This is a genomic window from Brevibacillus schisleri, from assembly GCF_055685845.1.
In genome coordinates, this window is the sequence record NZ_JBVNDM010000001.1 from 3,859,802 (window position 1) to 3,880,950 (window position 21,149).

At 47.8% G+C, this 21,149-nt stretch carries 22 protein-coding genes and 1 pseudogene; all 23 read right to left on the reverse strand.

The window, feature by feature from the left end:
* Positions 1 to 2: 2 nt before the first annotated feature.
* The 23 genes and pseudogenes from ACUUHJ_RS18010 to ACUUHJ_RS18120 all read right to left on the reverse strand — a co-directional run bounded on the left by ACUUHJ_RS18010 (position 3) and on the right by ACUUHJ_RS18120 (position 21,144).
* The gene (locus tag ACUUHJ_RS18010) at positions 3 to 524 is read right to left on the reverse strand and encodes a phage major tail tube protein (RefSeq protein WP_472299550.1); all 522 of its coding nucleotides are present in this window, start codon (positions 522 to 524) and stop codon (positions 3 to 5) included.
* Between the two features lie 17 nt (positions 525 to 541).
* Positions 542 to 1,990: a phage tail sheath family protein gene (locus ACUUHJ_RS18015; RefSeq protein ID WP_472299551.1), complete on the reverse strand. Its 1,449-nt coding sequence runs from the start codon at positions 1,988 to 1,990 to the stop codon at positions 542 to 544.
* Positions 1,990 to 2,313: a hypothetical protein gene (locus ACUUHJ_RS18020; protein ID WP_472299552.1), complete on the reverse strand. Its 324-nt coding sequence runs from the start codon at positions 2,311 to 2,313 to the stop codon at positions 1,990 to 1,992. The genes ACUUHJ_RS18015 and ACUUHJ_RS18020 overlap by 1 nt, the downstream gene beginning before the upstream one ends.
* A complete protein-coding gene (locus tag ACUUHJ_RS18025) occupies positions 2,313 to 2,762 on the reverse strand; it encodes a hypothetical protein (protein WP_472299553.1) in 450 nt (149 codons plus the stop codon). Before ACUUHJ_RS18025 ends, ACUUHJ_RS18020 begins: the two co-directional genes overlap by 1 nt.
* 4 nt (positions 2,763 to 2,766) lie before the next feature.
* Positions 2,767 to 3,348 (reverse strand): phage tail protein, encoded by a 582-nt coding sequence (locus tag ACUUHJ_RS18030; RefSeq protein WP_472299554.1) that lies wholly within the window; start codon positions 3,346 to 3,348, stop codon positions 2,767 to 2,769.
* Complete coding sequence (locus ACUUHJ_RS18035; protein ID WP_472299555.1) at positions 3,345 to 3,656, reverse strand: hypothetical protein; 312 nt, start codon at positions 3,654 to 3,656, stop codon at positions 3,345 to 3,347. Before ACUUHJ_RS18035 ends, ACUUHJ_RS18030 begins: the two co-directional genes overlap by 4 nt.
* A complete protein-coding gene (locus tag ACUUHJ_RS18040; protein ID WP_472299556.1) occupies positions 3,653 to 3,826 on the reverse strand; it encodes a DUF7210 family protein in 174 nt (57 codons plus the stop codon). Before ACUUHJ_RS18040 ends, ACUUHJ_RS18035 begins: the two co-directional genes overlap by 4 nt.
* Positions 3,827 to 3,843: 17 nt before the next feature.
* Positions 3,844 to 4,881, reverse strand: a complete 1,038-nt coding sequence (locus ACUUHJ_RS18045; RefSeq protein ID WP_472299557.1) for a major capsid protein — start codon at positions 4,879 to 4,881, stop codon at positions 3,844 to 3,846.
* 14 nt (positions 4,882 to 4,895) lie between these two features.
* Positions 4,896 to 5,288 (reverse strand): head decoration protein, encoded by a 393-nt coding sequence (locus ACUUHJ_RS18050; protein ID WP_472299558.1) that lies wholly within the window; start codon positions 5,286 to 5,288, stop codon positions 4,896 to 4,898.
* Entirely contained in the window at positions 5,288 to 6,370 is a 1,083-nt protein-coding gene (locus tag ACUUHJ_RS18055; protein WP_472299559.1) for a head maturation protease, ClpP-related, read from the reverse strand. The genes ACUUHJ_RS18050 and ACUUHJ_RS18055 overlap by 1 nt, the downstream gene beginning before the upstream one ends.
* The gene (locus tag ACUUHJ_RS18060; RefSeq protein ID WP_472299560.1) at positions 6,348 to 8,024 is read right to left on the reverse strand and encodes a phage portal protein; all 1,677 of its coding nucleotides are present in this window, start codon (positions 8,022 to 8,024) and stop codon (positions 6,348 to 6,350) included. Before ACUUHJ_RS18060 ends, ACUUHJ_RS18055 begins: the two co-directional genes overlap by 23 nt.
* Entirely contained in the window at positions 8,021 to 8,248 is a 228-nt protein-coding gene (locus ACUUHJ_RS18065; protein ID WP_174224242.1) for a DUF6148 family protein, read from the reverse strand. The genes ACUUHJ_RS18060 and ACUUHJ_RS18065 overlap by 4 nt, the downstream gene beginning before the upstream one ends.
* Positions 8,249 to 8,274: 26 nt before the next feature.
* Positions 8,275 to 10,125, reverse strand: coding sequence for a phage terminase large subunit family protein (locus ACUUHJ_RS18070; RefSeq protein ID WP_472299561.1), 1,851 nt, complete (start codon positions 10,123 to 10,125; stop codon positions 8,275 to 8,277).
* Positions 10,103 to 10,630: a hypothetical protein gene (locus ACUUHJ_RS18075; protein ID WP_472299562.1), complete on the reverse strand. Its 528-nt coding sequence runs from the start codon at positions 10,628 to 10,630 to the stop codon at positions 10,103 to 10,105. Before ACUUHJ_RS18075 ends, ACUUHJ_RS18070 begins: the two co-directional genes overlap by 23 nt.
* A gap of 597 nt (positions 10,631 to 11,227) precedes the next feature.
* Positions 11,228 to 11,767 carry a hypothetical protein gene (locus ACUUHJ_RS18080; protein ID WP_472299563.1) on the reverse strand — a complete coding sequence of 180 codons (540 nt, stop codon included), beginning with the start codon at positions 11,765 to 11,767 and terminating at the stop codon, positions 11,228 to 11,230.
* Between the two features lie 47 nt (positions 11,768 to 11,814).
* Positions 11,815 to 13,202, reverse strand: a pseudogene (locus tag ACUUHJ_RS18085) (SNF2-related protein).
* Positions 13,199 to 13,486, reverse strand: a complete 288-nt coding sequence (locus ACUUHJ_RS18090) for a PDDEXK family nuclease (protein WP_472299564.1) — start codon at positions 13,484 to 13,486, stop codon at positions 13,199 to 13,201. Before ACUUHJ_RS18090 ends, ACUUHJ_RS18085 begins: the two are co-directional and overlap by 4 nt.
* 280 nt (positions 13,487 to 13,766) lie before the next feature.
* Entirely contained in the window at positions 13,767 to 16,163 is a 2,397-nt protein-coding gene (locus ACUUHJ_RS18095) for a virulence-associated E family protein (RefSeq protein WP_472299565.1), read from the reverse strand.
* Between the two features lie 310 nt (positions 16,164 to 16,473).
* Positions 16,474 to 16,833: a hypothetical protein gene (locus tag ACUUHJ_RS18100; protein ID WP_472299566.1), complete on the reverse strand. Its 360-nt coding sequence runs from the start codon at positions 16,831 to 16,833 to the stop codon at positions 16,474 to 16,476.
* Between the two features lie 548 nt (positions 16,834 to 17,381).
* Complete coding sequence (locus ACUUHJ_RS18105) at positions 17,382 to 18,287, reverse strand: DUF3102 domain-containing protein (RefSeq protein WP_472299567.1); 906 nt, start codon at positions 18,285 to 18,287, stop codon at positions 17,382 to 17,384.
* Positions 18,284 to 19,852, reverse strand: coding sequence for a PcfJ domain-containing protein (locus tag ACUUHJ_RS18110; protein WP_472299568.1), 1,569 nt, complete (start codon positions 19,850 to 19,852; stop codon positions 18,284 to 18,286). Before ACUUHJ_RS18110 ends, ACUUHJ_RS18105 begins: the two co-directional genes overlap by 4 nt.
* A 15-nt stretch (positions 19,853 to 19,867) precedes the next feature.
* Positions 19,868 to 20,242, reverse strand: coding sequence for a hypothetical protein (locus tag ACUUHJ_RS18115; protein ID WP_472299569.1), 375 nt, complete (start codon positions 20,240 to 20,242; stop codon positions 19,868 to 19,870).
* A gap of 98 nt (positions 20,243 to 20,340) precedes the next feature.
* Positions 20,341 to 21,144 (reverse strand): DUF3310 domain-containing protein, encoded by an 804-nt coding sequence (locus ACUUHJ_RS18120; RefSeq protein WP_472299570.1) that lies wholly within the window; start codon positions 21,142 to 21,144, stop codon positions 20,341 to 20,343.
* Between the last annotated feature and the right edge of the window lie 5 nt (positions 21,145 to 21,149).

Genomic DNA, 21,149 nt, shown 5'->3' on the forward strand with positions numbered 1-21,149 from the left:
CCTTAGTAGCCCAACTGGCTACGAACTTTTGCCAAGTAATCTACACCATCTATTACGCAGATGTAGTTGTATTTATCTATTTCCAACAGTGTTCTTTCGTTATGGGACAGCTTCAGATAGATGACCTCGAATTCAGATGAGCTGTCCGTGGTCGCTCCGGGTTCGAACTTACCGATATCGAACTTTTTCGGAATAGCGCGAACAGATACTTTTACGGCCACGCTGTCATAAGTACCAGAAGATTGATTGAATACCTGCTGTGCGCCCCAGAAGTCCAATGCATGTGCCTGCGGGGCAGCCAACCGGATTGCATCCGCTTCGATGGTTCGCCAGTTCAGGGTTAGGCCCATCGATCCAAAGTTGCCGATCGTAGGGCTGTCCACTTCTCCAGCGATCCCCGCTCCTTTCACAGTTTCCGTAAGGTATTCTACGCTTGGTAAGGTAACATCAGCTGTTCCAAGGAAGTCTTTTCCGTCTTTGTACACGCGATAACTAATGAGCTTTTCAGATACTTGTTTTGCCAATTTCGTTCATCTCCTTTCTAGGCGAAGAGGCCGCCCAGGTATGATGGATCGTACTCCAGTAAGAACTGAATCTCCTCTGCTGGAGACGGTGGTGTCACAAAAACATGGAATCGCAGGGTGCCGTTCATCAAGTCCGTGACCGGATTCTCAGATTTCACAAACTCAACTCTGCCACCCAGGATATATCCTGCTGCTTGCAATCCGTTCAGCCAGATATTGACGCTATCGACCACCGTTTGCACCAAACGCTTGTTGGCTGGATCATCGACCTTTTGCCAGAAGGTGAGAATCAGTGTGTTTCCAATCCAGTCAAACATGCGGCGGACTGGAATGAAGCTCTTTACTGGGTCTGTTACGGCAGGATATGCCGATGTTCGGTTCCCCCAGCATTTCCATCCCCCAGTAAAATTCAATGGCGAAACAATCCCCTGACCATTCAGATAGTTCGCCTGATCAAGACCAAGCAGAACTTCTGTACCATCTTCTATGACCGCACTGTTCGCCTGATATGGTTTATTTGATGGTGACTCATAAGGCACACCTTCGTTTTTCTGGTCCACTTGGCAAATGACACCAGCCAATTGTGTGGATTGGTGGAAAATATAGTCACCTAGCTTCAGTTTTGGGTAGCAAACAGCCTGTGTCTCAGCTGTGTAGTTGTTCTGTTCCTTCCACGCAGGCGCATCCGTATGCTTCTTGACCTTATCCGTTGGAATATCCAGTAGTGCCATGCATCGAAAATGCCCGTTGATATTGGTGGACTTGGCTTTCATGACAGCCCCAACAACCGGATCTTGTGACCATCCCGGAGCAAGCAGGAGCCCAGGCAGTAGGCGGAAACGCGGAAAAACTTGCTGAACCAACTCCAGTCCTGTCAATTGGCCTGTCGTAACGTCCACACCGCCGATAATATCCTTGGCAATTACCTTAGAAGGCTCCAGTTTTGCAAAGGATACGGTCAAACTTGTCTGCGAATCGGGAATTGCGCCTCCAGAAATCCGGTTAATCATGACATTTCCGTCTTCATCGAAAGCAGCAGCATAATCTTTTCCTTTTTCCAATGGCTGACCAGCAACCGCCAATTTGATCACCAATGAAGTTAATAGCACGCCTGACTGATTGATCTTGGCAACACCCTTGGCGAGAGGAATCTCGCTTTCCGCGCTATCTTTTTTGTGCTCAGTAGGATCAAGAACGTTAATAAATACGATAGGCCCCTGCTGAAACAATTGGAAATGCGAGTACATAAACTCGCAGAGTGTATATGATTTCCAGTCATCGCTGTACCCGAGTGCTTCCACCGCCTCTGAATAGCTATAGCAGAGGACCGGTTCGTTCACAGGCGCTTTATCTCGCTTGGACAGGTTAACTGGTGCTGTTCCGAAGACCACTGGAAGTGATGCAGACGCTGTGGCTGGCGGCAAAACAGACGTCGGAACCTCCCGTACATATACTCCGTGGCGCATTATTTACCACCGTCCTTTACTTGTTGGAATAGTGTGTGTTCAAGCGTTCCTGGCGTACCTACCTGAGATTGGAATAACGCAAGCTCTTTCACGGGAACAATCAGCTGCCGGATTGCGGGCTGTTTTTCAAAAAGATCATTCAGATACTCGGGAACACCACCGCGAAACACCGTGTACTGCATCAGGTGTCCGCCGGGGATATTTGGACCAACATAGATTAATTGATCCTGCTGCTTGGCTCCCCTTTTCTCTTGCCGTTTATCTGGTACCGAAACGCCTGTAGGATTTACTACTTCTTGTCCTTCTTCTTTTCTCACTGCCATCAGAAAAACACCTCCGTTGCTACTCTAGGAATCTCCCAAAGTGTATTTATTTCCCCGATCCACCCCGGGTATGGCTGCTCGTCAAACAGTTTCCATTTGAGGGGTAAATCCAGTCGAAAGCTTCCTCCGACAACTGGATTTTTTAATAGAGCTTGGCGTACATCCTCGATGATATTCAGCACATCGATAAAGCCGTCATCGTCTTTCGAGTGCGTGCCAACAAGCAAATTAATGCTGACAGACGCTTTGCCATCCTGATCCTCTCCGCCCATCGCTCTGACAATGATGAACGGGAAATCTTCTTCTTGGCTGGATGCAGCCTTTTGTGGCAAGGCTTCCAGAAAAACCTTAGGTTGCGTAAGCACTCCTTTTGGACTGCTCAGCTCAACATTGGCGATGACTTGCTCCAAATATGTCTGCAAGCTGCGCATAAGCAATACAGGTGTCATATCATCACCTCAACAATCGGTTTATTTCATGGTCCAAGCGTGTCTCCATACGTCGTTTTGCTTCCTGTTCAACGTGATCCACAACTTTTCGGCTACCAACCATACCTGGAACAGATGGTCCGTACAGCTCACGGATCGGGAGACCAGACCAGTACGTTCGTCCGTTTCTCGTGACCTTTTTATGGCGCCAAGATCGCGCCCGCTTGAACACGCCGACATGCCCGCTGCGCATTCGCGCAATAAATGCCCCATGTACTGGTACTAAGCCAGCACGCCTTACTGCTGACTTGGTTGCCGCTGGTCGACGAATCGGGACCTTTCCAGGATTCGTCTTAAACCTCATGAGTGGCAGGTTTGTAGATTTAGCTGTCATCGTGGCTTCCAGGTTCTCCGGGGCGGCGTTGCGAATTCGTATCGTGCCTTTGACATCCGCAGTCTTCACGAAAAAACGCTCTTTCGTCTTCCTGGTTGCCTCAGTGCCAACACCGTGGATTGTTCTGTTCAGTGCAGATGACATCGCTTTTGATGCGTCGTCCTGCACTCTACGCATTTGGCGAATAGCATTTCTCAGCTCTGGAATCCTCACATCGTGTTCGCCTCCAGCGTAATAGCATACAAGCCATCCTGCTCATCCACATTGACAACCGCATACATCTGGTCGTCCAGATCCATCAGTCCGCCTTCATTCGGTCGATATCCTAGGTCGGTGCAAGATACATGAATGACCTTTCTCCAAAGAGAAACCCCCTCCGCGTGCGGTAAGGGGGTGCCATTCAACGTATCAGCTGATACAATCAGCCGTATTTTCTTTCCTTCGAGAATATGTTCATCTGCGAATTCGTCCGTGTTGAGAAAGACGTCAAGATCCGCTGCGATGACATCTTTGAGACTCATTCTGTTTCCTCATTCGGGGCCGGCTTACCTTTTGACTTGCCCTTTTCTTCTACCACGTTAAGGTCAAGCAGCCGTTCTGCCTCTTCTTTTTTAAGAGTCGGCAACTCTTCGCCCACTCTGTAGTCCTTCCCGTTATGGCGTACTGTACCTTTCGTTACGATAACTGACATGTCTGTATTCCTCCTTTTTAAAGTACCTTAGCGACAGCCCAACCATTTACGTCCGTAGGAATCGGGAACGGTCGAGAGAGCATTTGCAGAAATCGTGCAGCTGGTTCTTTTGTGGTCCACGACTGTGGTGTGATACGGGCCCTAACATACTGGAAAGCTCCATTGTCACCCATGATTAGATTTGCGCCGTACGCAAACTCGAATGGTTTGCCATCGGGTAACATTGCCAAAGTTCCCGCCGGAACGACATCGGTTTCGATTCCATTGTCGTTTGTATAGCTGGCAATCAAACTGTATACATGTAGATCGATTTGCTGAAGGTATCCGTGATAAGTAACGCCATCGGGCAACATTTCTTGGTTGAGATTTCCGACCGTAATAACGGAATTGTTATTGATCTTTGCAAGTTCCAAAACTTTAGGATGGGTCATGATTCTTTGACCCACTGCAAAGGTCGTGAGAATTTTACGCGGAGTTCGTCCGCTTTTTTGCATGACATCCCGTTTGATTCCAGCAAGAATGTCCAAAATATCTGCAGCATCATTCGAAAAAAGGTCAGTGCCGGACAAGGTGTATATGTTTTCCAAATCGTAGTCCAGTTCTTGACTAATACCTTCCCCGACTTGTGTGACCTTACCTGTAAACATCAGGCTGGAACCCATCTCCACCATACGTTGTACGATTGAGTCGTTCAGTTCAACCAAGTCTTTCGTCAGTAGCTTCTGTCCACGGGCTTCAGGAGTGTCAGGGTTGTACAAGCTTTCACCAGCCTGCCGTACTTTCAGGTCATTTGTCGTAATAACGCGCATCGGTTTTACCAGTGCTGGCTTGTATTGCTTAGCAGTAAATCCTGTGCGCAAAATGACTTTCCCCGGCAACAACTCGTTTACATATGGAGCAATAGGTTTGTGTCCTTTTTTAGTCTGGATTTCGATCTCTTCTTTTTCGAAAATTTCCCCTTCAGCAAAGAATTGATCCAGGATGTATGTGCTCGGCTTTGGGAATGCCTCAACCACGCGGAACAAGTAGGGGAACGAGTAAATATCTCTTGCCATTGTGTAGGTCCTCCTTATTTGACAACTCGTTTTGTAATAATTCCGATCTTACGTAGCGCTGTTTCATGCGTCGCAATGGTATCAGTGCCACCAAATTTTAGGGCTGCGCGATTGAATTCACCATCGGTGTATGCCACGGTTCGAACATCTTTAGAAGTTGCATCAACTTCCACGTCAGCCAATACGGCATAAGGCGCTTCCGATCCGTCAGTCTTGGTAGAGTTAACGGGAGTCATGACAGGTGTGCCTGCGTAAAGGTCAGACTCAGCTAGTTGGGAGAGCTTGCCAAGGACCGTACCACGCCTAACTACCCCAGAACCAGCTTTAACAACGACAGCAATAGCAGTTGGTGGTTTAACCCCACCAGCGAACAAATCATCAAATTTAACACTTTCGTATGCTGGCATTAAAGATGACCTCCTTTTTTATTGATCAATTCTGTTGCGTATTGGACCATGTTCTTAATTGCAGCAGCTTCTTCTGCAGCTTCATTCGCTTCCTGATTCACTGGTGGCTGCGTGACAACATCAGTCACTTTGCTATTCTCAGCGTCCTTTTGGCGGTCTTCACCTTCTTGCTTTACACGTTCAGCCGAGGCCTTAATAATTTTCATGGCCACATCACCAGCAGTTTCTCCGTTAGCAATAGCATCTTTGATAAAAGGAGCAGCTCCTGGAGCATCTGCCAATTCATTGAGTGCAGAAATTCGACTACGCTCAGCAGAAATAGCCTGCGTCATAATTTCATTGACCAGGCCGGGGTGTTTTTCTTTCAGTTCAGTGAATTCCATAGGTTTATCATCCTCCTCGTTTTTATTTTGATTGTTCGTCCCAGCATTTGGCACCTTTCCAACATCCTGAACCAGAGAACCGTTATTTCTCATCAACTCATTACGGATTTTATCGATGACTTCAGGCGGCAAAACAACGTTGGTAGATGCGCTGTTTGTTACAACCAACTCGCCTTCGCTGAACATGATTTCGTCCACAAAACCTAACTCCTTGGCCTTATGAGCGTCCATCCAAGTTTCTTTGTCCATCAGAGCAAGCAGTGTGTCTCTGCTCATGCCTGTCTTAGCCACATAAGCATTAGCAATGGATTCGTCGACGGCTTTAAGCATGTCAGACGCTCCGCCCATCTCGTTTTTGTCGCCCCAAGCCACGGTAGATGAATTATGAATCATCAACTGGCCCGCTGGAGACATCAGGACTTTGCTTCCACCCATTGCAATAACGGACGCAGCGCTTGCGGCGTACACAATCTTGACCGTCACGTTGCCAGCATACTCTTTGAGCATCGTGAAAATATCCGCACCCGACGGCACTTCGCCTCCGCCTGAATTAACGACGATCTCTACATCCTCCCCGTTCGCCTCGTCCAAGAAGTTCGATACCCTTCCGGGGCTAATGTTTGCAATCCCGAAATAGTCATAAATCCACGCCGAATTGTCATTGATGACTGCCCCGTTAAGCTTGAGTTTTTTTGGCATTTTCTTGTTCACCCCCTTCCGAATCATCTTCTGAGTCATCGTCCGAATTTTTGTCGTCCTGTTGTTGTGGCGTCACACTGGCATCACTGGAAAGACCTAAATCCGCCAAGCGCGTTTTTTCATACGCTCTCTGCTCGATGTTTTGTTCCCATGATCCGCCTGTCAGCTCAGCCGTCTCGCGCTCAGCCGTTGAGAAATTGTTTTCGATGCGTGTAACCGCAGCACCAACCTCTTTCGTCGGGTCAAGCAAACCTTGGCTTGGCCCATGCCACTCTGCACGCGTGTAGGCATGAAAAATAGCCGGATCGTCAAAGATACCCGGCGCGTCAATGCGTCCTTTTGTGACTGCTTCAACAAACCATTCCTCATAGATCGGCTGACAAAATGACTTCGCGAGCCAAGACCTGCGCATTTTGTACATTTTCCAAGCCTCCAGCAGCGCACCGCGACTTGCGGAATACGAAGATGTGAATTGCTTGGTTAGAATCTCGAATGGGAGTTCCAGCGCTGCTGCAATTTGCCGTAGCAACGCGTTTACAAAGCCAACATAGTCGGGATTCGGTCGTGTAGGATTTGCAAACTGAACGTCCTCTCCCGGATCAAGGTAGACGATTGCCCCACGTCCCATCTTGATGTTGTTTCCGCCCGTTCCCGGTATTGGTTCTTGGTACTGGTTGTCAGTTTCAGGCTCCTCCATGCCGTGCATGTAGTCGTCATCCTCGGCAGGGGACTTTACAAAAACGGTGTACATGGCTGAAATAACGGCTGCCATCAACTCCGCTTCGGTATACTGATCAAGTTGCTTGAGAGCCTCAATGATTGGTGAAATAATCGGAATACCTCGACGCTGTCCTGGCCTCTCAGCCTCAAACAAATGGATGACATTAAGCCGTCCGGTGAGTTCCCCATACTTCTCAACCCTCACCCATTCTTGCGGAGATACAGCGACTCGGTTGCTTCCCGGGTGACGGTTGGAAAAATGATATGCTACCACCATCCCGTCATCGTCAATCTCTACCCCGGACTGAATCCGCTCGGGGTTAAGAAGTGCCTTAGTCTCTGGCGTGTCGCATCGATCAGCCTCGATGAGGTTGATTCGCAGGTCGTATACCGAATGCTTACGTGGCAACATGGGCATTAAAGCAAAAACATCACCACTCATGAGCGTTGAGAGAAAAGCCAGCGACTGCAACTCGTAAAAATCATTGAGCCCCGCAGCATCACATTTGGTTGTTTCGGCCCACATGGACCACTCTCTGTAAATACTGTCTCGAAGCCTTTCTTCTTCCTTTTTGCTCAGCTTCAGAAACTTTGAGTCAAATGCAGGTTTAAGCCTCAGTCCAGTTCCGACTATGTTCGTGCGCAGTCCTTTATGGGCAGCAGCCACGATGTCTGATCCCATGTGCAAGTCTCGCGCACGAGCACGCAAGCGCTGTAGATTATCATGGATATCCACATCCGCGTCACCTGCATCCGTTTGCCACATGACCATGGATTTCTTTGTTTGACTAGCACCGTGCCTACCATAACCTTTTCCATAACCAGAGAGTACGTTTTGAACTGCCTCATGCCGAGCTGCTTCTGCTCGTGCAGCTGCTCTCCGCTCGGCCCATGATGGAAAGACAATCCCTATAGCACGATCCAGCTTGTTCATAGATCAAATGGAGTAATGCTTCTCACTTTTGAACGTCGTCGACCTGTTGCTAATTCGTCGATGATTCGCCCATAGTATTTTTTTCGCTCCAGCACAGTTCCCATATCCGTTCTGGTTAATGATCGACCAGCAATCGTATAGGACTGCGCAGATGCCAGTGCTTTTTCCGCATTTGACCACAGCTTGTACATTTCTTTTGCCTCTTCAAGTGTCATTCTCGGCATTATCCTTTCACCTCCCTTCAAATGAGTTAGATGCTACTCGAAACTCCTTGCTTTCGACGTTTCTTCCCTGCCGTAACTCCACCAGGCAGCACCTTTGGACCGTTCGGCTGGCGCTCAATTGGCAGCGAGAGATTCGGGCGCAAAATTTCAATGACTGCTCGGTTGTAAACGGCAAGGTCAAAAGGTTCGTTTCTATCACGGATTTTCTTCCAAGTCTTGTACTTCCGTCCGCCAATGGTCTGATATACGGGAGCTTCTGCAGTTAGCCCTAGGAAATACTCTTCTGTATATCCCTTATCCTCGCCGGGGAAATGACAGTAAAGTGGCCCGGGTTCCTGAACGTTTAGGCTATCAAACACTTTCACCTTGCCATCATCCACACCAAGCAGCCAGAGCACAGCTCCTTCGAGTTGTGTTTTGCTTTTTTTGTAGACGAACGGGACTTGTTTGGCTGATTTCGGGCTAATACCTTGCCCTTTTATGGCGTATATGTGCCTGTAGTTACGCGCTCGGGTGAATTCATACACTTCTTTCGTGAAATGACCGCCAGAGTCAATACAAGCGCCGATAATTCGGTATTCTCTACCGTTTTCGCCAAGCCATGAACGACACAGGAACTCGTCAAGTTGCTTCCAGATTTCTGGCTTGTCCAAATTGCCGTAAATGCGGTGATATTCGATCCCCCATGACTCTTTTCCAGCCCCCCAGCCCTTGACTTCGATCTCAAAACGGTCGTCTTGGGTATCAACTGCCGCTGTGATTACCTTCACTTCGGCTGGTACATCGTAGGCATATGTTTCCCGGCGAGCCGCCAGCGTCTTTTCATTCACGCCTTTTTCTTTGGTTTCCCATGGCTCTCCCAATACTGTGTTCACAAAAACTTTCAGCTTGTCGACGCCTTCTCTTTTTGCAACCAAAAAAGCCTTCGCAACCTCGCGCCAATCTGACCACGGGCTGGAAAGCTGATTGATATGAAAACCGCGACGGGTTGAATGCTGTTTCCGAGCGATCCACTTTCCTTCGCCGCGTTTCCAATCCTTCTCCGAGCCAAGCATGCCACAGTACGCGCAACGGTGCTCGGCTTTTGTGACGACAATCTCGCCACTCTCTGAAATATAGTGCTCGTAGACGATCCCGTCCTTAAACCGGAGTGGTTGCAGCTCCTCACAGTGAGGACAAGGCAAACACCACTGCTCCATTGTGCTGTCCTCATAAAGCTGATTGATCCGTGAGGTTTCTTTTTCAACCGGAGTTGAAACAAAAATATGTCTGCGCTTGTGCCGGAATGTTTTGGTACGGGCAATGGCTAGAGAGATGGGGTCGCCGTCTTTACCTGATGATATGGGGAACCTGTCTACTTCGTCACATAGGATAATTTGTACAGGTCTGGATGACAGTCCGGCAGGAGCATTTGCCCCCACAATCGCTACATACCCGCCTGGAAACGATTTTTCTTCAATCGTGTTACTGCTGTCCCGGGACTTTGCAACCCCAATCTTGTTACGCAGCACTTCACTATGGATGATCATGGGTGTCAGCCTTTTTTTGGAGTACGACTGGATTAAATCCTCATTAGGCAGAACGTGCAAAATCGGACAAGGCTCTTGATCAATGTACGATCCTGTCACATTCAGGAGGAATTCCGTTTTCCCTACCTGGGCGGACGCCATGATCGCGACTTCTTCCCATTTCTCAATAGAATCCATAATTTCACGCTGGTACTCTGCTCTCGATGTCCGCCATGGGCCAGTTTCTGCACTGCTTTCAGTGGTCAATACACGGTGCTGATCTGCCCATTCTGATATAGTGAGTCTTCGTCGCGGCTCCCATTGCTTGCTTGCCTGTACAAATAGGTCAACTGTCTTCTGGGCCACCATGATAAGCGTCGCCCCCAATCTGATCCGGGGTGTATTTTGCCATGGCAGACAGGGCCGTTTCAATTTCTCTGCGCACCACAGACTCTACAACATCAGCGGATTCGTTCTCACACTCCGTTGAAACCCTGCTAGGTACCCCCAGCAGGCGCGTTTTGATTGTCAAGATCATATCCGACAGTAGCCATTCAACATCTGCCGCCGCATGGAGGTTCCCTTTTATTTGATCTAGCTCCAGCTCCGCTTTCTCAGCCTTGGTCTTCTCATACCGAGTTTTGAAATCGATTAGTCGAGGCTTCTGTTCTTCTTCTTTTCCACCAGACACATGCTCACAGTACGCTTGAACAGCTTCTCCAAGATTGTACTTGCCTCTGCTTACCTGTTTCAGCACTTTATCTCTCGTCAATTGGCGTATCCATTGGGGAGTCTTCCCTACAATTGCCGCCAATTCAGACGTCAGTATTTCTTTATCTTGTAGCGTCTCTGGTTTCGCCTTTGGGTTCGCCAATTTTTTCACCTCACTTTCGTTTTAAACTCGTATTGAATGGCTGCCATTTTTCAGATCATCAGATGAAGACAAAATTTGAAAATGTCGCCTCTGGAGATTGGGTTAAGCAAAAGCGAAAGTAATTTTTCGAAAATAAAACTAGAGCGATTTCGGGGCTCGCTTCACCCGCACTCTAACCGGACTCCAGAAGGACCCACAAATTCTCAAGCACTTGGTAATTTGATAAGCCAAGTAAAAAGAAAAAAGCACCACTCGGGTGCTAATTAAAATAGTCAACAATCTGTTCGTGATGCTTAATGATTGCTGGTATAGCCAATGCTGCTAGAACAAATGCACCGATCTGAGTTTCCGTAAACACCCCCATTATGGCGATTATGGCGTTTAACGTCTCGATCCAGCTTGTAAATGTTTCGAACACTTGATCACCTCCCCATTACCATTTTGATCCAAATGAGAAGGTATGTCCATACTGACTGCACAAAAGCCACCCGTTATACTGGATGGCTTCCGTGTTCGCTGTTCATAATTTTTCGATGTTATCATAGTAACATGGTCTTACTGAATAAAAAATGAAGTCTTTTTGAAACGAAAATGAAATCAGTTGAACTCTATCCCATCCACGCCAAACACTAGGACTGACAATGTATTTACAGCGTTTTTCATATCGTTATAGACAGTTCTTGGCTCGATATTATGAAATTCTGCAAGCTCTTCGACCGTTTGTTTTTTCTCGGAAATGTACAGTTCATGTACGATGTGATATCGTCTCAAATCCTCTTGCTGTCCTGATGTTTCGCACATTGCCTGATAAACACCAATCATTTTCCGTACGAATTTCACCATAACGATTGTACGTTGTCTGCTACGCTTGATTGACTCCAAGGCTAAATCACCGGTATACAGATTCTCCATGGCATCTGCATAATCCATCGCCGTCACTTTTTCCCTCGCACCTTCGACATGGCTCACAAATGACCGATAGTGTTTCAATAGCAGCTTAGTATTCCGAAGCCGCCAGTCTCGTTTTTCCTTCTGTTGCTTTTGCTTCTCTTTTTCCTGAAAATCCTTCATCACTTGTAGAGTGGTGCGAGTGATCTCCTCGATCATTTCAGAGCTTAGTGCCTGTTTCTGTGCCATTCGTGTTCACCCTCTCTGTTGAATTTTCCCAAGCGCTTGGGAATTTGCTATGCGCCTATCCGATCAATCCTCGCTTTTAATGCATCCATCAACCGATCCTGTGTACTTCCTTTGTCCTGCAAAGCTGCTATGACATCCTCGTCAACTCCGCCCTCGACAGTCAGGTGATGAATGATTACTTTCTCCGTCTGCCCTTGACGATGAAGCCGTTTGTTTGCCTGCTGGTAAAGCTCCAGTGACCAATTCAATCCGAACCAGATAACGTGGTTTCCGCCTTGTTGCAAGTTCAGTCCATAGGCAGCGCTTGCTGGGTGTGCGAGAAGAATGTCTATCTGTCGATTGTTCCAGTCATTTTCATCATTTGGCCCCTTCAATTCTCGTACCCTCAAACCTGATCCCGTCAGCGCCTTCTTGATTCGCGCCAAGTCGTGTTGGAAGTTGTAAAACACTAAAGCTGGTTTCCCGTTTAACCCTTCGACCAATTCCATGAAAGCCTCGATTTTACACTTGTGGACTTCGAAGACGTTCCGGTCTTCGTCATAGATGGCTCCATTACACAATTGCAACAGCTTATTTGTCAGGACTGCGGCAGATCCCGCGTCAATAACCTTCTTTTCCCCCTCGATGCTTTCAAGCAGTTCGAGAATTTTTTTCTTCTCAAGCTCTTTATAGGCCGCATGTGCTTTCGGGTCCAAAATAACGGGTACGATGTTAGTAATGCAGTCAGGCAGCTCCAGGTAATCCTCTGCTTTCATACTCACGCAAATGTCGCTGATTTGCTGCCTAATGATTTCATCTGCACCGGGTTTCGGTGCATAACTGTGTATTCATCTCTGTCGCGCTGATCAGGTTCGAAGTACCGCTCGCGGTAGCCGTTGTATTCTGGTCCGAGTCTCTTTCCTTCGTCCAGAAGAAAAATTTGCGACCATAAATCAAGCAATCCGTTGGGGGCTGGCGTTCCTGTCAATCCGACTATGCGACGGATGTGTTTCCGTACCCATGTCAGCGACTTGAAGCGCTTGGCTTTAGGGTTCTTGAAGCTGCTGAACTCGTCCACCACGACCATATCGAACGGCCAGGCGTTCCGGTAATACTCCACCAGCCATTGCACGTTTTCACGATTGATCACGTAAATATCGGCAGGCGTATTCAGTGCTCTGACCCTTTTCTGCAAAGCGCCCAATACAGGGACAACTCTCAAAAGTTTCAGGTGGTCCCACTTATCGGCTTCCCTGCTCCATGTTCCTTCTGCTACTTTTTTCGGTGCGATCACCAATACTTTTCCTACAGCAAATCGGTTGTATTTAAGATCGTTTACAGCCGTAAGTGTGATAACGGTCTTACCAAGTCCCATATCAAGTAGCAGCCCGAGTGCCTCATCCGTCAAAAGACGATTTATGCAGTATCTCTGATAGGAGTGTGGGACGTATTTCACGGGGCACTCACTCCGTGCTTTCGGATAAACTCATCGACTCCTTTTTTGCTGTCAATTACTTCGACGGTGAATCCTAGTTTTCTCAGCTTATCGCCCTGCACGGTCTGTAAAGGGGTCGGTTTTTTACCTGGTGCTTTCAACTCTACGAAATAGGCACGCTCTTCAGGAAACAGAACCAGTCGGTCTGGCACGCCCGCGTTTCCCGGCGAAACGAATTTATAAGCCCGGCCCCCTGCCACCTTCACCTGTTCACGTAAATACTTCTCAATGGCACTCTCCCTCATTTTCAATCCTCCTCGATAAAATAGAGGTTGTAACTTTGTCACCCGAAATCTCTTATATATGCGTATACAGGCGATTTAGGCGTATTAGGCGTTACGCGAATCCTCTATTCTCTCTATTTATCATTTAAATAGATATTTAAAGTTACAAAGTTACAAATAGATAGGAATGCCTACAGCGGCGCGGCTCCCGGGCTGTAACTTTCTCTGTAACTTTCTAGGAAATCAAAGTTACAAAGTTACAAGATAAAGTTACAAAAACGTAGAAAGTTACAACAGAAAGTTACAACCTTATAAAGCCTTTTTGTGGTCCGTAACAGCCGAATCTCGCTGTAGCGTTGTGACGTTTCCACCCCGGTATAGAAGCCAATATCCCGTTGATTTCCATGGTGTCTGATCGCCTCATAAACTTGATATCGCCCCCCAGGCATTCGCTCCAAATCTCAGCCGCACATACCCGATCCCGTTCCACAGTGCCCTCCTCGCTCCGGCCAAACTCCCCGGACCAATAAAGTCTCCGTTCACCCAAAGACCGTTTATCCCAGCCAATCGGCACCCGCCGTTCCACGAATTCGCGTATGATGCCTTCCTTTGCATTACTCTCCTGATGGGCCTCTTGCTGCTGTTTTGCCTCTGCTTCCGCCTGTCCTGTGAGATACAGGGCTTCTCCCATTTGCCAATATGCAAAGGCTTCTGCGTAAATCTGTGGGACTTCATCCTCCAGATGGACGAAAACGCTTTTTGTCACCGGCTGCACGCCGACATCCACTGGCCAAAATCGTCTGTTCCCGGTTTTATCCTTTAAAAACTCGCTGTCGTTGGTTGTTCCGAAAAACACACACTGCCGGGGAAACGCCTTTGTACGACGGCCAAACGGCTCCCTATAAATGTCCTCTGTCCGACTCAGGAACTGCTTAACGGCATTCGATTCAGATTTTGACATCCCCGTCAGCTCACCGATCTCGTTGATCCAGATACCTTGTATCATTTCAGACGCCTCTTTCCCCTCAAACGTCTGTAGGCTATCGGAATACCATTTCCTACCCAGCAAGCGCAAAAACGTGCTCTTACCTAACCCCTGTGGTCCCGCTAGAATCGGCATTTGGTCATACTTACATCCTGGATTCATCGCACGCGCTACAGCAGCCACCAACGATTTTCTGGAGACTGCTCGGGTGTATACCGAGTCTGCTGCTCCAAGATAGTCGCTCAACAGCATATCCAACCGCTTCACGCCATCCCATTCTAGGCTCACTAGCCAATCCCGCACCTCATTAAATGTGTGCCTGTGGGCGTACAAGGCGACTGCATCAAAGATCCGTTCTTTTCCGGAAATGCCATATGTACGCTCCAGGTAATGTCTCAGCCCCGCGTCGTCCACATCGGACCAGCCGCGCCGCTCTGTGCTACTGTTCCACGGTAACGGCCCCAGCACGGCTCCCCTGTTGGCGAATTCATCGAAAGCAAGCTTCCCCTTTAACAGTGGATCATGCTCCATGATGATCAGCACATTGTCAGTCGTCTTCGCTGGCATCCCTGTTGTCGCACTCACCTGCAGCTTGCTAATCCAGTTGGCCGTCTCCTCCTCTGTTGCTGGGAGATTGCCAAAGTCCTGCACTGCCTTCTCATAACGCTCTTGATTTAGCAGCGTTGCTACACCTGCATCCTGTAAAGCATAGCCGCACATGGCCGTGAAAGACGGGAGCCGATTCGTTGGAGTGCCCGGTGCTGCAGCATCGTCCATTTCACCAAACTTGTGAAGCCGAACCAGGTCAAACGCGTTAACAAGCCGCCCACCTATCGGGTCTGTGGCGTGGTGACTGTACAAGAAAGCTCCGTCATCGTATACGATCGCGCCGCCTGTCGTGCTACCGCCTGAAAAGGTAAGGCGTCCCGATCCATCATCAGTCTCTATGTACACTCCCGGCAAAAAGGTTTCCATTGCACGGTAGACGTCATATTGTCGGCAGAAGGCACCAACGACACCCTGCTTTTCGGTCGGGTCGCCCTGCTTAGCCGCCATACGAATGTGAGCCTGCTGCGCTCCCGGAACTTGTGGCCATTCATTTACGTTACGCCAGTCTGTGTATGTACCAAGTAGCCCATCAGCGTCGAGGAAAGGCTTGTCCGCATAGTGAGAGATAAACTGACTATCTGCTGAACAGCTCGGCCAGTACATGAGCCGGACTGCTTGGAACGTCGTCGGGTCGCACAGCTCTATTCCGATGATGGAGCCAAGTCTACGCGCAAGCGGTTCATACTCATCTGCTGATACGGTCCGGTTGAATGGTGCCAGCACACGGAGTCGCGGTCTGGCTTCCTCATGCTTTCGTGTGGAGTACACCGCATAAGCACATCCCAAGCCTTCCAGACGGCGTAAGGTTTCTGCTGTGCCACCAGCAGGGATATTGTCGAGGTCAAGCGTAATAATGTCCCTGCTGGTGACTGCGTTTGCTTTGCGGCGATTACCTGCAAGCGTTCCTGCTACAAAGCCGCCGACGTCTTTGAGGTCATCCTGTTTACCCTTTGACAGCTGCAGGTATTCGGCAAGTGTTTCGGTGCCGCGAACCGCAACTCGCAGTCGCTCCACCAGCTCCGACCAGTAGATTTGTTGTGCCGGCCAGTGTGTCGCCTTGCGGCTGCCAGCGGAGGATATGGTAAGTTGTCGGTCGTAGTACATGGCGGCCATCCTTTCAATTTGACAATCCACCCAAAAAATGGTAGTTTCATTCTTGAACCCTCGTGCAAAGGAGGTGTTTCGAGTTGGAAAAGCAAAATCTAGTTTTCTTAGGTTTTTGCCTCACCATTTTTTCATTGTGCTTTGCTTTAGCTATGACTAGATAGCGATTGCCGAAGCGAAATCGTACTGCATATAGTGCAGCACTTAGCAGCAGCTTTGCCTGTTGTTAAGTGGGCCGATAATAACTAAAAATAAAAAGTGAAACACGTCTCAGTTATGAGGCTTTTTTATTTTCAGAGGTAATGATGTGTTAAGCCCCTTGCAGTTTCTCGACTTCTAATGCAAGTCGTTCAACCTCTTTTTCCAGTTGCCTAGCCCGTTCAATTACAGATAAAACTAACAATTTATCATCGTACCAAACACTCCACTTCGAAACTAAATCATGTGCTTTACGGTACTTACCTTCATTCATTTCTCCGTCAATCTCGTCATTGCTATTCAGTTTCGATTCCATTTCCACTATTTGTTTTTCAAGCCTAGTGATCTCCCCACAAACAGCGAGCATCACCTGCGTATTGGGATGTCCTTCATTTTCTGCAAAGTCTCTCAGTTCAGATACAATCTCTTTATTCCCCGCGATAGCATCAATGAGAAGCTGCTTCCTATCCATGCTTCACGCCTCCTTTACAAATCGATTGTTTTGATAACTTACTCACCAAAGCCAATTCTGAGTTTTCCGATCGCGTAGACTTGCCCCAGAGGTTTAGACGTACCGTCCTTTTCGTAATTCTGGACGAACCATCGCCCGTAGTATGTGATGTCACTTTTTGAGATTCTGATGGGAAACCACTGCTTTTTTGCCATCCTTTTCCCTCCCATTTAACAAATCGTGTGTTGAGATAACCTTTTGAATAGAGAAGCACTTCGAAAAACACTATTTCCAGATATATCAAGTGCTCTTATAATGGGAGTATGTCCCATCCTTTCCGGCACCGTGTTTCTGCAATTCGCTCCGTGGGTAACCCAAGGGGGCGATTCAGACGACCTCGGTCGTTTGTGCAGTGGGAAGGAGGTGAGTGATCTCATGAAATTAGGAGGTTCTTTTAAATTTGAGATCACGTCAGAGACATTGAAAGTCTTGCTTGCAGGAATTTCAGTGATTCTGACAGGACTTGGGCTATACAGTCTCCAATAGGAGGCCGTATAGCTTTTCATTTTTTATTGAAGTGTCTCTGACATCTTTCCGATTAGCCCAAGCACTGCGCCTTTGTACTTTTCGTGCGTTTCAGGATCGGCTGTCTTAATCTTTGCCAGTGTAGCCAGTAAATCGCGGAAGTGCGCCCCGAGTCCTTCAAACTGAACCTTAAACTTTGTCAGCGTCTCGTTACCTGGCTGAGCTGCCAACTTCCGAAGCTCAGCCAGTTCTTTTTCAATGTCTGGCGGTATCATCTCAACGACAGCAGGCACATCGATCGGCTTCGCTTTCAGCTCCGACTCAAGCTGTTTAATCCGGTCTAGTGCGTGGGAAAAACCCTCTTGTGCTTGATCAAGTGCATTTTGTAAGCCACGCACAGCATCCTCGTTACCAGCTATTTTGGCGTCGGCCAGTTCAGTTCTAAGCTGCGACACAAGCCCCTCTTGCGTTGCCAACTGTTCTCCTTGAGAAGCTAATTGCTCGGAAAGAGCCTCAAACTCTTTGCGTTCCTTCTCCGCCGCCTGCTGGATCTTCTTGATCTCCTTCTCAAGCTGCTTCTTCTCTTTGATGGTTTGCTGCAGCTCGCGGGCAGACATGTTATCAACGTCATTCTCTTGTGCGAACTGTTCACGTTCACCAGCGGGTACTCCCAGCAAAGCCAGCGCCTTTGTATAGGTCAAATTCTCAATCGCTTGGAAATTTGAACCGTATTCCTCCGCGATCCGCATGAAGTTGTTAGCAGTTGATTGGCTGTAATGGACATTCGCTTCCAGCCATGGGCCCCATTCTCCATGAGCCACAAGCTCCTTTGCCTCATTCAAACGATTACCGATCTCAATGGCGCCGCGTAGGACGATTTCTCGAGTCTGTGCATCGATGCTTCGAATTTCCGCCGCGATAACTTCCGCGCTTCTTACAAGTACACTCATACTGCTACCTCCTGCCTTTGATTGATCGCTGTTACTTCCATGCGCGTTTGCTTCTTCGCTTTCTTTTCAAGCCGTGCTTCACGGAACGCATCAACAAAGCGCTCCACGTCTTTGGTCATCCCGCAGTTCTTCAACCCGCGACACTGCCAAACTTTCCCGTTCTGTATTTCCATCGTGTAAAAAGGCGTATCAGGGGCATCGGACTGACGAATTACTAGAATGTCGCACCTTCCATCCGCATAACGATCGGCATAAGTCCCTACACAATGATGTAGCTTTTTCCCTTCTTCGATCAGCTCTTTTGAATCTGCAGCTGCTCTTATCAGAAAACCCATTGCTTCGAAACTGTATTTTTCAAGAGCCTCTCGTCTAAGCTGTATCTTTTTTGTGAGCTCCTCGTCCTCTTTTATCTTCACTTGTTTAATTGTATTTTGATGCGCCTGATGCAGATTAGGCGGGAAGAGAACACTGTCGTTTTTCAGGTCCATCCCGAGACGAACGCAATCACTCACATAGTCCTTCCAAATTATTAGAATGTCCCTTACTTTAGCAGGACGCTTTGCTTTTGTTTCCTTTTCGATTTGCCGATTAACATAGCCGTGTGCTCGTCGAATCGTTGTATGCTTCAACATCTTCTTGAGCTCTTCAAAGTTGTCGTCGTATACGTCTGCAATTCCACTCAACTCCGGAATAGATAAATCAGACTTTTCCTTGCATGCAATTTGAAACAATCGAAGCGTTAAAGGATTTAAGCTCGGCTCATTGACGTAACCCAGGATCTCCTTAACCCTTTGCTTATTCAATTTGAGGACCTGATCTATTCGTCTACCTCTCCAGTTAATCGCCCCATAAGTTTTACCCCCATACAACTTGGCCGTTACAAAATATCGCATCTTCAATTTGGTGAGGTATTCAATGCATGGATACGATGAATAAAGAGCAAAGAAATTAACCATATCCGTGTCACGGTATTGTTCCCACGTGCTGTACTGAAAAGGAGTACCGACAACGGCCTGCTCAATACTTTTATTGGAGCACCAGTCATTGGCACGTTGTGAATTACTGAATATGGATTTTACTTTGTCCTCTTTACGCCATGCCCCATTGTAGAATGACTGCCAGAACATCCGACTGTTTCCCATTTGGAAAACGTACATAACATGAGGGATGTACTTAGTTTCTACAGAAAGATAATCCTTCGAATAATCCCTTTGAACGCTGAATCCGCGCGCTATTATGACCTGAGGGTCCAAGACTGATTTTTCGTAATACACGACATAAGCACGATCGATCAAATATTTACGCCCCTTACCGCTTGCTTTTACTGTGCAGTAAGATTCACATATAGGGCAGGTAGCTTTGTCGTTATGCTTTAGTGCGATCGACGGAAAATTCTTTTTGCAGTGAGTGCAGTGTCCAAATTGCACACCTGCTGCCCTGCGTGTGAAGATGTACCTGCTATCGAGCAGAACGTTGTTCGTAACGTAATCAACAATTTCAGGACCGTAATCGGAAGGGAAATGCTGACTAAACTCGAGAAACTCCTGGCTTTGCTTTTTTCCCATGACAGCAACCCCTCCTTACAGAAAATCTTCCAAGTTGATTTCGAAGTCTGATGCAGCTGTTGGCTGATCGATTCGTTTTGGAGCCCGAACTGGTGCAGCTGGAGTAGGAGTGGATGCAATCGTTCCTTTAATGCCGAAATACTTGAACACGATTGCGAATCCTTCGGCATCCGTCAACATAGCCATGCCGTTTTGCTGATTTTTCTTCGCCTCGGCCTTCATACCTTCCAAACTTTTTGCAATCGTTTTGTCTCCAGCCATTACTTTCTCTGCCTGTTCCGGGTTAGCTTCAAGGTGCCGAATCAGAAAATCACCGATCACTTTGATATGCGGATTTTTCTTCTCTCTTTCTATTTCAGCCTTTAATTTCGAAATCGCATCTGATAGCATAGATACAAGCCTCCTAAGTTTTTCCGGCATCTGACCAGGAATGCTGTTGCAGCAGACATTCCTGGACCACGTCTTCCATCACATTGACCTAACCGCCTCTAACAAATGGTTTCCTCAGTTACTGGATGAAACTGTCCATTTCCGACCGCAAATTCCAGATATTTGGCGGCCTTACGTAGGTCCTCTTCGCCACCTTTGAGATTCGCTCGAGTAATGTACTTGAGCACGTTGCCTTTGCAGAAGCCAACGAACTCATCTGTGGTCAGCTTGGCACGAATGATATCGATTGTCTCAATGCCTCCGGTGGCATAGTGCGCCGGGTGGTTTACAGGATCATCCTTCTGTCCTTGTCCTACGGCCTGATCAATTGTGTTCAGGAGCATCCAGCGATCCGCGCTCAATTCCTCAATCACTTTTTGTTTTTCATCCAATTCTTTCAGAAGCCGCTCATTCTCTGCACGCACCCCGCGTAGTTCTGAAATATAGTCCTGGATCTCTTTTTTAATAGTGGCTATTTTGTCATGCAGTTCGGTGATCGGCGTTGCTGGAAGATTTGAACCGTCCGCGTTGTTTGCTACCTCTTGTTTTTGAGGTGGAATCAAATCCAGTTCCCGTTCCTCTGCATCTTTTTCTTTAAGGCCCCATTCCGAAAGCAGAGCATAAAACTTCGTTGGGTTACTCGGAAAATAGTTGCGCTGGATGTGTGTCCGTGACATCGCTTCCAAGCGGAGCTGCAAATACTTTTCTCGTGTTAGCATGAAGTGAAACCCCTCTCTTTTCCAGTTTTCGATTTCTTCTGGCGTTAATTGATACGAGATAACCGGTCCACTGCCGGATGATTTTAATTCGACTTCCCTTTTTGGGATTGGCGTTCCGGCTCTTTTAACCCGATAAGCTGCCATCTACA

Excerpts from the sequence above, each read along its gene's own strand:
- ACUUHJ_RS18040 (WP_472299556.1), bottom strand. The coding sequence starts at position 3,826 with ATGTCAGTTATCGTAACGAAAGGTACAGTACGCCATAACGGGAAGGAC.
- ACUUHJ_RS18070 (WP_472299561.1), bottom strand. The coding sequence starts at position 10,125 with ATGGTGGCCCAGAAGACAGTTGACCTATTTGTACAGGCAAGCAAGCAA.
- ACUUHJ_RS18055 (WP_472299559.1), bottom strand. The coding sequence starts at position 6,370 with ATGCCAAAAAAACTCAAGCTTAACGGGGCAGTCATCAATGACAATTCG.
- ACUUHJ_RS18100 (WP_472299566.1), bottom strand. The coding sequence starts at position 16,833 with ATGGATAGGAAGCAGCTTCTCATTGATGCTATCGCGGGGAATAAAGAG.
- ACUUHJ_RS18120 (WP_472299570.1), bottom strand. The coding sequence starts at position 21,144 with ATGGCAGCTTATCGGGTTAAAAGAGCCGGAACGCCAATCCCAAAAAGG.
- ACUUHJ_RS18015 (WP_472299551.1), bottom strand. The coding sequence starts at position 1,990 with ATGCGCCACGGAGTATATGTACGGGAGGTTCCGACGTCTGTTTTGCCG.
- ACUUHJ_RS18035 (WP_472299555.1), bottom strand. The coding sequence starts at position 3,656 with ATGAGTCTCAAAGATGTCATCGCAGCGGATCTTGACGTCTTTCTCAAC.
- ACUUHJ_RS18115 (WP_472299569.1), bottom strand. The coding sequence starts at position 20,242 with ATGCTATCAGATGCGATTTCGAAATTAAAGGCTGAAATAGAAAGAGAG.
- ACUUHJ_RS18050 (WP_472299558.1), bottom strand. The coding sequence starts at position 5,288 with ATGCCAGCATACGAAAGTGTTAAATTTGATGATTTGTTCGCTGGTGGG.
- ACUUHJ_RS18060 (WP_472299560.1), bottom strand. The coding sequence starts at position 8,024 with ATGAACAAGCTGGATCGTGCTATAGGGATTGTCTTTCCATCATGGGCC.
- ACUUHJ_RS18095 (WP_472299565.1), bottom strand. The coding sequence starts at position 16,163 with ATGTACTACGACCGACAACTTACCATATCCTCCGCTGGCAGCCGCAAG.
- ACUUHJ_RS18090 (WP_472299564.1), bottom strand. The coding sequence starts at position 13,486 with ATGAGGGAGAGTGCCATTGAGAAGTATTTACGTGAACAGGTGAAGGTG.
- ACUUHJ_RS18110 (WP_472299568.1), bottom strand. The coding sequence starts at position 19,852 with ATGGGAAAAAAGCAAAGCCAGGAGTTTCTCGAGTTTAGTCAGCATTTC.
- ACUUHJ_RS18065 (WP_174224242.1), bottom strand. The coding sequence starts at position 8,248 with ATGCCGAGAATGACACTTGAAGAGGCAAAAGAAATGTACAAGCTGTGG.
- ACUUHJ_RS18025 (WP_472299553.1), bottom strand. The coding sequence starts at position 2,762 with ATGACACCTGTATTGCTTATGCGCAGCTTGCAGACATATTTGGAGCAA.
- ACUUHJ_RS18045 (WP_472299557.1), bottom strand. The coding sequence starts at position 4,881 with ATGGCAAGAGATATTTACTCGTTCCCCTACTTGTTCCGCGTGGTTGAG.
- ACUUHJ_RS18080 (WP_472299563.1), bottom strand. The coding sequence starts at position 11,767 with ATGGCACAGAAACAGGCACTAAGCTCTGAAATGATCGAGGAGATCACT.
- ACUUHJ_RS18020 (WP_472299552.1), bottom strand. The coding sequence starts at position 2,313 with ATGGCAGTGAGAAAAGAAGAAGGACAAGAAGTAGTAAATCCTACAGGC.
- ACUUHJ_RS18105 (WP_472299567.1), bottom strand. The coding sequence starts at position 18,287 with ATGAGTGTACTTGTAAGAAGCGCGGAAGTTATCGCGGCGGAAATTCGA.